The 12,116-nt window shown below is 39.1% G+C and carries 10 protein-coding genes; all 10 read right to left on the bottom strand.

Annotation, left to right across the window (positions count from 1 at the left end; genetic code table 11):
- Window positions 1-170: 170 nt before the first annotated feature.
- Window positions 171-1,265 (bottom strand): mannose-1-phosphate guanylyltransferase, encoded by a 1,095-nt coding sequence (locus T426_RS0113265; protein WP_027585826.1) that lies wholly within the window; start codon window positions 1,263-1,265, stop codon window positions 171-173.
- A 302-nt stretch (window positions 1,266-1,567) separates the two neighbouring features.
- Entirely contained in the window at window positions 1,568-2,737 is a 1,170-nt protein-coding gene (locus T426_RS0113260; RefSeq protein WP_025863824.1) for a GDP-L-fucose synthase family protein, read from the bottom strand.
- 391 nt (window positions 2,738-3,128) lie between these two features.
- A complete protein-coding gene (gene gmd / locus T426_RS0113255) occupies window positions 3,129-4,286 on the bottom strand; it encodes a GDP-mannose 4,6-dehydratase (protein WP_027585825.1) in 1,158 nt (385 codons plus the stop codon).
- A gap of 122 nt (window positions 4,287-4,408) precedes the next feature.
- The gene (locus T426_RS23700) at window positions 4,409-5,524 is read right to left on the bottom strand and encodes a glycosyltransferase family 4 protein (RefSeq protein WP_025863825.1); all 1,116 of its coding nucleotides are present in this window, start codon (window positions 5,522-5,524) and stop codon (window positions 4,409-4,411) included.
- 35 nt (window positions 5,525-5,559) lie between these two features.
- Window positions 5,560-6,651 (bottom strand): glycosyltransferase family 4 protein, encoded by a 1,092-nt coding sequence (locus T426_RS0113245; RefSeq protein WP_025863826.1) that lies wholly within the window; start codon window positions 6,649-6,651, stop codon window positions 5,560-5,562.
- Window positions 6,652-6,665: 14 nt separating this feature from the next.
- The gene (locus tag T426_RS0113240; protein ID WP_036985441.1) at window positions 6,666-7,172 is read right to left on the bottom strand and encodes an acyltransferase; all 507 of its coding nucleotides are present in this window, start codon (window positions 7,170-7,172) and stop codon (window positions 6,666-6,668) included.
- Between the two features lie 3 nt (window positions 7,173-7,175).
- The gene (locus tag T426_RS0113235) at window positions 7,176-8,258 is read right to left on the bottom strand and encodes a glycosyltransferase (protein WP_027585824.1); all 1,083 of its coding nucleotides are present in this window, start codon (window positions 8,256-8,258) and stop codon (window positions 7,176-7,178) included.
- An 80-nt stretch (window positions 8,259-8,338) separates the two neighbouring features.
- On the bottom strand, window positions 8,339-9,493 hold the full coding sequence (locus T426_RS0113230; RefSeq protein ID WP_027585823.1) for a glycosyltransferase: 1,155 nt from the start codon (window positions 9,491-9,493) through the stop codon (window positions 8,339-8,341).
- 702 nt (window positions 9,494-10,195) lie between these two features.
- A complete protein-coding gene (locus T426_RS26200; protein ID WP_025863832.1) occupies window positions 10,196-10,786 on the bottom strand; it encodes an acyltransferase in 591 nt (196 codons plus the stop codon).
- A gap of 68 nt (window positions 10,787-10,854) precedes the next feature.
- Window positions 10,855-12,102 (bottom strand): glycosyltransferase family 4 protein, encoded by a 1,248-nt coding sequence (locus tag T426_RS0113215; RefSeq protein WP_027585822.1) that lies wholly within the window; start codon window positions 12,100-12,102, stop codon window positions 10,855-10,857.
- Window positions 12,103-12,116 lie beyond the last annotated feature (14 nt).

The following is a 12,116-nucleotide window of genomic DNA, read 5'->3' as shown; positions in this document are numbered from 1 at the left end:
GGGAATCTTGTTATAATCTGGAGGGACCGATGTTATCAATGATGGGCTAATCTTGGAAAAATTACTTTTTACTGATAACAAATTGTCGCCAGTACATTTGTTGCTATTAAGGGCAGTCACATGTTTGCCTGGGGAGAGCAGAATGACTTAGAGTATTGTGCTGTATCTGACTAGTGGTTCTGAAGTGTGACTTGTTTGCGAAAATCTTTGATGCGCTGTTCTTCTTTTTTTCGACAGACTAGTAGTATTCCATTGGCTTCTGCGACAATGTAATCTTCGAGTCCTTGCAAGACCATAGGCCGTTCATTGGGAACGTTTACAATGGTATCGGAGCATTCAAAAAGATGAACGCCACTACCCACTACGGTATTCCCGTCATGGCTATGTTTCCGTTTTTCCCAAAGGCTACCCCAGGTTCCTAAATCACTCCAACCAAAGTCGGCCGGTAGGACAAAAATGTTGACTGCTCTTTCCATGATGCCATAATCGATTGAAACTTTAGGGCAGGTTGGGAAGTTTTCGTTGATGAAAGCTTGTTCGTTTTCAGGATAAAAAGCCTCTTCATCTCTGTCAAATATTTTGGCAATCTCAGGAACGTAGACCCGAATGGCTTTTATGATGCTATGTGCACTCCAGATGAAAATGCCTGAATTCCAGTAATAGCTTCCTTCATCGAGGTACTGCTCTGCAGTTTCGCGGTTGGGTTTCTCCTTGAATGCTTTCACTGGGTGAATGGGAAAAGGAGTCCTGGGGGAAAGGATGGAACGATGTTCCGTTTCATCGGCTTGAATATAGCCATATCCAGTGTCTGGCCGGTGAGGTTTCATGCCTAAAGTAAGAAGTGTATCGGTCGTTTTCGTAAAACTTAATCCTGTTTGAATAACCCGACCGAACTGCGACTCATCTGTGATGAGATGATCGGAAGGTGCAACGACGATATTAGCCTCCGGATTTAAATTATTTATTTTCCAAGCAGCATAGGCAATACATGGAGCTGTATTACGCATACAAGGTTCCAGTAATATCTGTCCGGGAGTCAATTCCGGAATTTGTTCTAATACCAGTTGCTGGTAGTTGGTTGAAGTAACGATGTAGATATTTTCAGTAGGAACGATGTTCCGGAAACGATGAACGGTTTGCTGCAACAAGGTTTTTCCTGTTCCCAGTACATCCAGAAACTGCTTGGGCTTTTCAGCCGTGCTCATGGGCCAGAATCGGCTTCCGATTCCTCCGGCCATGATGACGAGATAGTTGTTGGTGTTCATGGTGTTCTGAATTAATAATGGATAATTGTCTATTCATTGAGTGAAATGCAATATCATAAATACTCTTCAGTCCTTTTATTTCATCGCAGAAGGGTAAGTTTTGAAAATCAGGTTTTTCCTTTAGTCCCAGATACATGTTGCGGATGGTGCAGAAAGTTTATTCTTGTATGATTTGGGATAGTTATTGTATAATGGAATATGTTATTCTTTCGAAAACATATTCCATTTGATAAATAGTGAAGCCGTGGGAGTTGTTTCGTAATAGAGAGTTACAAATTGCGTGTTCCCATAGTATCTTTTTCTTATACTTCTTTTCTTTGGTACCACTGGTACATCTGTTCGATACCGTCTTCGATTTCCACTTTGTAGTGCCAACCCCATTGGCGTAGCTTGGACGGGTCGGTTAGTTTGCGAAGGGTACCATCGGGTTTTTCAGTGTTGAAGACTAAGTTGCCTTTGAAATCGACTTTTTCTTTGATGAGTTCAGCCAGCTCTTTGATGGATATCTCTTTGCCGTTGCCAATGTTGATATGGGTGTTTCTAATCTCTTTCGAACGACTAAGATCTGGATATCTCATGTCCTCATCTGACCTTTGACTTTCAACGATATCGTTGAATTCAACATTTTCCATCAAGAATACACAGGCATCGGCCATGTCCTCCGACCATAAAAATTCGCGCATGGGTTTGCCGGAGCCCCATATTTCAATGGAAACAGGTTGAATGTCGGAGGTTGTTGAAGGCTTCATGTTCTCATCAGACTTTAGACTTCTTATTCCATATTTTTCCAGTTTTTCCAGTATTAACTCTTCTTTCGCCTCTCCGTCAATTCCGTCTATTGGATTTTTGTTCAAATCGGCTCGCAAGGCATCCCAATTACCTTCTTCAAGGCATTTGCCTAGATTCGCCTTCCTAATTAGTGCTGGTAATACATGCGATTTCTCCAAATCAAAATTATCATTCGGACCATACAGGTTTGTCGGCATCACTGATATGTAGTTGGTGCCGTACTGAAGGTTGTAGCTTTCACACATTTTGATTCCCGCGATTTTCGCAATTGCATAAGGCTCATTGGTGTACTCCAAAGGCGAGGTGAGGAGTGAGTCCTCGGGCATGGGCTGCAGCGCTTCCCGCGGATAGATACAGGTACTACCCAAAAATATTAGTTTCTTGATGTTATTCAGGTAGGCTGCGTGGATGACATTGTTCTGGATCATTAGATTCTCGTAGATGAACTGTCCGCGATACGTATTATTAGCTACAATACCGCCCACTTTGGCTGCAGCCAGAAAAACATATTCAGGTTTCTCTTTCGCAAAGAAATCAGCAACTTCTTGCTGATTGGTCAGATCTAGCTCGCTGTGTGTTCGTAACACGAAATTGCTGTAGCCTTTCTCTTTGAGATTTTTTAGAATAGCCGAGCCAACAAGTCCGCGGTGACCGGCGATGTATATTTTGCTGTTCTTTTCCATGATATAAAAGGTTAAGGTCGAAACTCATGGTTGATCTAGTCGCTGAGATATTGAATGAATTTGAATATTCAGAATGACAGAGAAGTATACTTGTTGATAATTGTTTGTGCTCTCATTCATGTAATTCAAGTCAACAGAAATCGAAGGCACACTACGGAGTCACCGGCTGAGCCTTTTGTAATTTTCAAGAATTGTTGAAATTTTTCTGCTATATTTTCCATTACCGAAGTTGCAGCTATGGAAAGCAGCTCACGAAAACCGAAGTCTTTTGAAAATGCCGATTTATAATCAGATAAACTGCTTTGAATTCACTTCATCCTCCTTATTCTTCAAATCGATGAACGGTACCCATTGCTTTCGATCTTATGCTTTTGATATTCAGATTTACTATTTATTCGAAATAATTCATCACTCTATAACCACCTTCTTTTAGCCAGGCATCTTTCTGCATGATTTTGATATCTGATTCCATCATTTCGGCAATTAGACCAGCTAAATCATATTCAGGTTTCCAATCTAAAACGGAGTTAGACTTGGCTGGATCGCCAATGAGAAGATCGACCTCGGTTGGACGGAAATAGGCTGAGTCAACCGCTACTACCGGTGCAGATGAGAAGCCACGAGTTTTGATTCCATCAAGATACTCCAGTCCAACTTTATCAATAAATGTACTATCATCAACTCCGGTCAGATAGCCTTTCTCTTCAACACCTTCGCCACGGAATGTTAGTTCCATGCCAATCTCAGCTGCCGCTTTCCTGATGAATTCGCGAATGGTAGTGGTAATACCGGTGGCAATAACATAGTCATCAGGTTGGTTTTGCTGCAGTATCAGGTGCATGGCTCGCACATAGTCTTTGGCATGGCCCCAGTCGCGCTTACTGGAAAGATTGCCCATAAATACCTGCTCTTGCATCCCCAGCGCAATTCGGCTCAAGGCACGGGTAACCTTACGGGTTACGAACGTTTCCCCTCTGATTGGTGACTCGTGATTGAACAAGATACCGTTACTGGCGTGCATGTTATAGGCTTCGCGATAGTTCACTGTAATCCAGTAAGCATACATTTTGGCTACCGCATAGGGCGAACGGGGATAGAAAGGGGTTTTTTCCGTTTGGGGAACTTCCTGAACTAAACCGTATAGTTCGGAAGTAGATGCCTGGTAAATTCGGGTCTTCTCGGTTAAGCCCAGCAAGCGTACTGCTTCGAGAATACGCAGGGTTCCCAAACCGTCGGCATTCCCTACATATTCGGGGGTATCGAACGAAACTTTTACATGGCTCATTGCTGCCAGGTTGTAAATCTCGTCCGGTTGCACTTCCTGAATAATGCGGGTCAGGTTCATCGAGTCGGTGAGGTCGCCGTAATGGAGAATGAAGTTTCGGTTTTCCACATGCGGGTCTTGGTATAAATGGTCGATGCGGTCGGTATTAAAGAGGGAGGAGCGGCGCTTAATGCCGTGTACAATGTATCCCTTTTTCAATAAGTACTCGGCTAAATAGGCGCCGTCCTGCCCGGTAATACCGGTGATTAATGCTACTTTTTTCATCTATTTTTAATTTTTTATAATTCAGATTAGTATATAAGAGAGATGTGACCATTAATAGGTCGTTAATCAATTCATTTTCAAAGCGCAATATTTATTGTGTTATTTGATTTCAGCTTTTGTCTTTATCTCTGTGCTATCATCGAGGTGTTCTGATAGTAATATTTATAAACGTATTCTGTTTGAGATGCAATTAGGTCCCAATTGTATTCTTTTTCGAGGAATGAATAATTCTGCTTTTGAGGAACATTAAGCTTATTTTCCATCGCTTGAGTAAGTGCAACAACATTGCCAACTGGAAAGAAGTTTGAGGCTTTGAGTTTTATTTCTTTATTTGCTGGAATATCTGATACAATAACATCCAGGTCATAGCTTAGTGCTTCCAATAATGCGATAGGCAATCCTTCATGGTAAGACGGCATTATAAACATTCTGGCGAATGTAAAAAGTTGATTTAGTTTTTCACCTTTAACAAATCCGGTTAATATTACGCCATTTTTTTTAGAAAGTGTTTTGATTTCTCTACTATATTTTGTCTCATGATCTGAATCTCCTGCGATCACAAGTTGAGGTTTAGTGCCAGGTAACTTTTCCCATGCCTTAATCAAGTCAACAAATCCTTTTTCCGGAACAAAACGACCTGCAGCTAACAGATATTTACCGGGAACAATTCCTGAAGAATCCAAAAAGTTAGTTTTTCGGGCTTTTTCGGGTTTGTTAACACCGTTAAATATTAAGTTAATATTATTACGTTTATATTTCACCCTTAAAGTCTGACGAATTGGTTCGGAAATAGCAATAACCTGATTGGCGTAGAGGGTTCCGAGTTTTTCACCTGTCCGTAAAATAAATTTGGCAAATCGGCCCCATTTTTGCCGGTCATAATCCGCGCCGTGATTGGTAACAATTACCTTTAGTCCTAGAAGCCTGGCTATAGGAGCCATAATAGACGGCCCAACTGCGTGAATGTGTATCAGATCAGGACTTTCCGAGCGTGCATATATAACAGATAAGAAAGTATGAAAAAATGCTTCGAGGCTCTTTTGTTGAATACTGGGAATGTAGACTAATTTCACTCCTTTATAACTAGTCGTGTTATGGTTGTTTTGATAGCTCTTTCGACATGAGATTGTTACGTCGTGCCCCATATTTACAAGACGAGGATATAGTTCTTCGCAATGTGTTTCTACTCCTCCCTGAATACCAGGAATTCCACGAGTACCGGTTACAAATATTTTCATTAAAATGTAGATTTATATAGAATCAGTTGGAATTTTTATTGGAAGCTTTTGATAAAACCTGTTGTCATTTGTTCTATTGAGAAATCTTTAGCGCGCGCGAGTGCACAGTTCTCAAGTTGACTTCGTAATATTGGATTGGCTTTGATTCGTTGTATTGATTTTACCCACTTAGCTAAATCAGAGGTAGGTGCCAAAACTCCGGCTTTCAGTCCATCGACACGGGTAAGAACATCTTTTTGAGAATCGACATCGCTGGAAACAATTGGGAGCCCGGCAGCAAGGGCTTCAATCAGTGCATTGCTTAGTCCTTCGAATAAGGAAGGCATGGCAAAGATGTCTATTGCTTTATAGAAATCCGGTATATCATTGGCGTTCAATTCTGGGATAATTTTAAGTCGCTTGCTGACTCCTAGTTCGTCGGCCAGATTTTTAAGACTTGACTCCAATTCACCTTTGCCAATAATTACAAGTACGATATCTTTTAATGACGGTAGAATGTGAATGAGTAATTGTTGATTTTTTTGTTTTACCATCCGACCAATGTTTCCAACAATAAATTCGTTTTGAGGGAGCCCAAATTTTTCCCTGCAAGTTTTCTTGCTTTTTGTCGAAGGAATAAAGTTGAGTCCGTTATTAACAACCGTTATTTTTCTAAAGGCTTTTTCCCCGTAATAGCTAAACGAATTTTTTGTAGATTCTGATACGGCGGTAATATGAGTATAGATTCCCCATCGAGCCCAGGAACGATCCACAATTTTCTGTAAGCCTGCTAGCTCTTTGTCTGAGATATTGCGATGCGATGCCACTCGTTTTGGAACGCGATGTCGGAGTGCTACTAGCTGTCCAATAATGTTGGCGAAAGGCAGCAAGGTTAGTACCACATCTGGCTTTGCCTGTTTCATCTTTCTATCTAATTTTCGGAGGAAATCTAGAAAAGCTTTTGGTGAATTTATTCGTTGCTCGTATATTAGTTTGGGAGTATCTTCCGCAAATAATGGGCTCTTGGGGTGAAAAAATATAAGCTCACTACTAAAGCCGTCCTGTTTTGCTAATTGTCTGTTTAATCGAATGGCTGCACGTTGAGCTCCACCTGGCTCGTAGTTGGAGCAGAGTATCAGGATTTTCATTTTTCGATTCGTAGTTATAGGTTAAAGTGCTTCAGCAGGTAGATTTTTTTTTGAGCCGCTGTTAGTCCTTTGGTCAAAATTACTTCTGATTTTATTTTGTTATAATAGTCAGTTGTGCTTTTTATTACTCTTGCTGGAATACCTACAGCAACTGAATTATCTGGAATATCTCTTGTGACAACGGATTTCGCCCCGACAATTACATTATTGCCTATTCTGACTCCAGGCATGATAAGGGCCTCATATCCAATATATACATTATCCCCAACCTCGATTCGGTTGATCTTATCCCATTCAGGATGTTTATCTCTGAAAATCCACATTCCTCCATCATGAGTTTCAAAATGCACCCGTGTTGCGGAAACGTGGTTCCCTATTTTTACCAAATAAGGTTCAGAGCTAAATGAAACATTTAGTAAACGACAATTGTCACCTACCCTAACCCCCATTTTTCTAGCCCATTTAATTTCATTTATTTGCTTCAACGGAAGTAAAAGCAGCTTTTTAATTTTTTGTTTCATGTTTCACTCTTTTAATGTCGTGTTGTATAATTCTATGAATTTTTGCACCATAGACTCCATTCCAAATTGATTTTCGACGATTTGCTTTGCTGCTAGTCCCATTCGTTTCTGTTCCTTTTTTTCTGATAGGATGATCTGAATTTTTGCAGCAAGTTGTTTGAAATTAAAAGGTGGAATTAAATACCCATTGATAGAATTTTTAATCAGTTCCGGACTCCCTCCAAAGTCCGTTGCGATTACCGGAACGCCAAGAGAACAAAACTCCAGTAGAGCATTGGAAATACCTTCTCCATGTATATTCGAGTTCGTTGTCAAAACCCCGATATCACAAATGTTCATAATTGATTCAATATCGTTTTGCTTGCCCAGAAATCGAATCTTTTTCTTATTCGTGCTTATTGCTTCAAGTGCCGAATAATCTCCAGCACCGATACATAGAAAAGTTACGTCCTCTCTTTTCTTTACTAATTCATTGGCAGCGTTAATATAGGTTAGATAGTCTTTTTGTGGATAGAAAGTACCAACCATCGCTATTACATGAGGAGTGGTGATGTTAAATCTCTGTCTTACTGTTGAAGGCGAAGCCAGTTCTGCTATTCTTCTAAAATCAAATCCATTATGTATGGCTGAACTTTTGCGAGTGGGAGCTTCATACGCTTTTAACCCCGCTATTGTATTCGATGTTATTTTATCTGCAAACTTGAAGTTTATTTTTCTAAATAATGGCAGATACATCGGTTTGGTGTTCGAAATTTCACTGTCAATCAAAGGGGTATTTAGTAGTGCTTTCGTTGGTAGAGCATAGAATGTAGTCATCGTGCTCCATGTATGTATAATGTCAGGCTTAAACCTCCTGGCGATAGCAAAAATTCGATAGAAAACAGTTGGATCTTTTTTTAAAAACAACCTGGGTACAAAGTGTAACTTAATCTCTGTTTCAAATATATCTTTATAATGAATGTCTTTTTCAGTTAGGATAAGTTCCATTTTATAATTTCCGGCTTGATGCAATCCTTTTATTAATTCGCATAGTCGACGTTCTCGTCCACCCGATCTTAAGGATTCTATAAAGAATAATATCTTCATCTGTTTAAGGTAGTTGTGATTGTGGTGTAGTGAAAAATAGTTGATGCTCAATTTGCCAGGGATTCCCCAATTTAGTTGGCTTAATTTTTACTTATTCGGTTGATTAGTGTGATTATTTTTTTCGATACAATCTTGAAATCGAATTCGTTTGCTGCAACTTTTTGGGCATTTTGTACCAGTGAGTTTGTATCTGTATTTAAGCATTTACTTATCTGTTCTGCGAATTCCTCCGTATTATAATGTTTTGCGAGAAAAGCACTTTTTTCATCCAAATAATTGCTTATTTCTCCCCATTTATTAGATATTATTGGGCTTTTGCATGCTGCATATTCCCCAATTTTATGAGGAAAACGTGCTTTATGTTGAACTGTCTCGGGTAGTGGTATTAGTAAAGCGTTTGCATTTTTATAGTAACTTATAAGTAGACTATACGGAATATTACTTTCAATTGTTATTAGATTAGCTTTGGAACTTTTTTCTACATAAATTCTCACCTTTTGTATGCTTTCCTGTTTACCCGAGATGATAAGTTTAAGACTTACTTTGTCTTTTGTGATACAAAATGAATCGATAACAAAAAATATGGACTCCAAATAGCTTGCTGAACTACAGTATAAGATGAAGTTTTGTTCGTTTGTAATTGGTTTGATGCTATCAATGTAATTAACATCACATATGATTGGTACCTTCGCAAATTTCAGCGACGGCTTTTTATTTTTATAGAAATTAATTAAATAATCGCTTATTAATATCATTCCGTCGCACAAATAGCTGCTAAAAGTATTGAATAGGCGATGATTCAATACTTTGTTCTCCATACCCAATAGTTCATTGACATCTATAATGTACTTATACCCTAATATTAAGGACAGAATACGGTAGTAGAGGGTTGTAAAAAATGGAGAGCGTACACCCAACATCACATTTATCTGACCTTTCTTTTTGTAGTGGGCAAGCAATCGGGGTTCATTGAGGGTGCCGATGAATTTGTTTACGTTTCTTGTTATAAATCGCTCAGATCTGTATGCTTTCGGTGCGGCACATTCATAAGGTATTATGTTTTCGTAGTTTCCTTTTCTTAAAACTCTTTTATTTGCTTCTGTTCCGTATCTCGTTATTACCCTGCAATTCGCTCCGCTGTGAATTAATCCTCTCGTAATTAATATTTGTCGTTGTATTGTGGCCAATCCGTAAGGAAATCCTAAGGAGCCTACATATATAATGTTTTGTTTCATTTATTAATTATTGATTGGAAAGACTGTTATAAAGATTTTGGGAGTGCGTATATACATTACGCACGGTTAGCGATTTACCGAGTAGAGTTTCTCTTTCAATATCTGAATTTCTTTTATACGGCTTTCATATTTCGTTCCATCCTCAATGTACCAAGCTTTCCGATTTTTAATAATTTTAGCCGGTGTACCTCCCAACATTACCCCATCTCTTTCACAGTTCTTATTGACCATTGAATTTGCACTTATTGTAATGTTATTACCCAGGTTTATTCCTCCACTTATGATTACACCTGTTGAAATATAGGCATTGTCACCTATTATCTTTTTTTTAGATCCCGCGATACAAACACACGTGTGAAGTACGCAATTCGCTCCTACCTTAACATTGTTATTAACTACTATGGTTCCATAATGAGGTATAAACAAGCCTGGACCAAAGACATTGATTGGTATGCTAAATCCTAACTTTAGACTAGTCCTTCTAAATAGGTAGTTGAACCATTTATAACGAAGGCTCCCTACCAGACCTTTGGAGCAATTATGAATATATTCTGTCCTTCTTAGCAAATAATGAAAGCGATCGATCTTACTCCGTGAAAAGAGACTTACAATGGGGCTGAAAAATGGAACCTTTTTCCTACCAGCAATTATTCGGTCTGCCTCAAGGTAATACCTGTAATCAGTAAGACTTTTTATCATAGTTTAGTTTTCTATTCTGGAGATTACTTTTGCTGGATTCCCTGCTGCGATGACGTTTTCTGGTATGTCTTTGGTTACGATACTTCCTGCTCCAATTACGCTATTTTCACCAATTGTCACACCTTTTAGTACCTTAACGCCTTCTCCAAGCCATACATTATCTCCGATTTTAACGGGTCTACATTTTCCGCTTCTTGGGTCCTGTAGATGCCAGTCCGAATCTGTTATCAATGTATTTGCTCCGCATTTTACGTTTTTCCCGATTTTTATAGACATAAATGCACCTATTACTGTTCCGCTGAAGCCGCTATAATCTCCTATTTCTAAGTTGGATTGAGATACATGGGTAGCAATTATACAAGGTCGGTTAATGCCTATTAAGTTAAAACTATTTGCAATAGATGTAAAACGGCAATGGTTGCCAATTTTGATTGAACTATCTGGAGCCTTTTTTAATATCGCATTGCCACAACAACGACAGGCTTTTCCAAGTTTGATATTCCACAGGTATTTTGCTTTAATATAGAAAATGAGGCTCCAAAGGGTGCATTCAGTGCTCATTCTTATGTGGCGAAGTTTGTTAATACCAATCATCTTGATTTCACTTTAAATGTTTATCACGTATGTTTTATCGCAAATATTTATGCGTGATGATAAAGGCGCTAATACGATTTTAAAAATTCATTGTATATGGATATCTGGTTGTCAATAAAGTTTTCGGGGGCGTTTCTTATTATGCCTGTTTCCCGCGCATTTTTCCCCAATTTCGTTGCAAGACTTTTATCGCTTAATACCTTTTCAACCTGTGCTGCACATGATATATGATCGCCTATTGGAAAGTATAATGCAGATTCTCCGTCTTTAGCTAGTTCTGTCATAGCGCTGCTATATGACACCACTACCGGTGCGCCAAGGTACATTGCCTCTGCCAAAGCCAGGCAATAAGTTTCGATATAAGATGGAATAACAACAACGGAAGCTTGTTGGATCTCCTTTATAATTTCATTCACGTCTAAGGGGCCTAGCCACTCGATTGCGTCCTCAACGTTGCATTTTTTTGCCTCACTTATCAGCCAATTAGTATATCCATCCCTTCTCCAGGTACTTTTCGTTGTAGGAATATTTCCAGCAATCCGAACTTTAAGATTGGGGTATTTTTCTTTTAAAACAGACAAAGCTCTGAATACTACATAAAGTCCTTTGTAGGGGACAGAGCCAGAACTTGACGTAAAGATTGTCGGTTCTGACGATGACGAGTGTTGCCATGTTGCAGCATTATAAAACTGTTTCCTTAAAAGCATTTTGGTTGAATAAATCTTGGCAGATGGATTTGAGTGCTGCACGACAGAATTCACCCATTCCGATTGAACCGAAATATGATCAGTTCCTTTAATAATAATCTGTTCCAGCTTTCCCCGTTCACGAAAGCTCTTTTTTTTCTTTTGTAGCAATAGCTTGGGAAATAAAATCTCCTTTAGTCCAATACAACTAAGTACATCTTTAGTTGAAAGACCGCCGTAGTATACTTTTTCGTATAAATGAAGCATACCTTGCATTTCCAGGATAACAGGCGATTTTATTATTTTATTTACGGCGAGCATGCCCCAGTAACTTTCTGTTCCCCATATCTGTATCAAATCCGGCATTAGGTGGCTTTCGATGTCCTTAATAGCTCGGATTGTTTCTTTTGAGGGTAATCCTTTCTTACTGAGCTTTTCCTTTGGTACTAGCCATTGCTTTATTGCTCCGGCGTCCGATCGGGTAACTTTTTTGACATTGCCAAAAGTAATATTGGATAATTCGAATCCTGAATCTACCAATGCTTCGCTGGTTGCCTCGAGCCAAGTACCAGTCCCTCTCAGTTTCTTATTACTGAATGCTACATTACATAACCATAAAATTTTTTTCATCGGCACGTTATTCA

Origin of the sequence: Prolixibacter bellariivorans ATCC BAA-1284 (assembly GCF_000621705.1) — a bacterium.
Lineage (GTDB): Bacteria > Bacteroidota > Bacteroidia > Bacteroidales > Prolixibacteraceae > Prolixibacter > Prolixibacter bellariivorans.
This window is presented reverse-complemented; position numbering and strand designations above follow the sequence as displayed.

Excerpts from the sequence above, each read along its gene's own strand:
- T426_RS23700 (WP_025863825.1), bottom strand. The coding sequence starts at position 5,524 with ATGAAAATATTTGTAACCGGTACTCGTGGAATTCCTGGTATTCAGGGA.
- T426_RS0113260 (WP_025863824.1), bottom strand. The coding sequence starts at position 2,737 with ATGGAAAAGAACAGCAAAATATACATCGCCGGTCACCGCGGACTTGTT.
- T426_RS0113240 (WP_036985441.1), bottom strand. The coding sequence starts at position 7,172 with ATGAAACAAAAAATTAAAAAGCTGCTTTTACTTCCGTTGAAGCAAATA.
- T426_RS0113235 (WP_027585824.1), bottom strand. The coding sequence starts at position 8,258 with ATGAAGATATTATTCTTTATAGAATCCTTAAGATCGGGTGGACGAGAA.
- gmd (WP_027585825.1), bottom strand. The coding sequence starts at position 4,286 with ATGAAAAAAGTAGCATTAATCACCGGTATTACCGGGCAGGACGGCGCC.
- T426_RS0113215 (WP_027585822.1), bottom strand. The coding sequence starts at position 12,102 with ATGAAAAAAATTTTATGGTTATGTAATGTAGCATTCAGTAATAAGAAA.
- T426_RS0113245 (WP_025863826.1), bottom strand. The coding sequence starts at position 6,651 with ATGAAAATCCTGATACTCTGCTCCAACTACGAGCCAGGTGGAGCTCAA.
- T426_RS0113230 (WP_027585823.1), bottom strand. The coding sequence starts at position 9,493 with ATGAAACAAAACATTATATATGTAGGCTCCTTAGGATTTCCTTACGGA.
- T426_RS0113265 (WP_027585826.1), bottom strand. The coding sequence starts at position 1,265 with ATGAACACCAACAACTATCTCGTCATCATGGCCGGAGGAATCGGAAGC.
- T426_RS26200 (WP_025863832.1), bottom strand. The coding sequence starts at position 10,786 with ATGATTGGTATTAACAAACTTCGCCACATAAGAATGAGCACTGAATGC.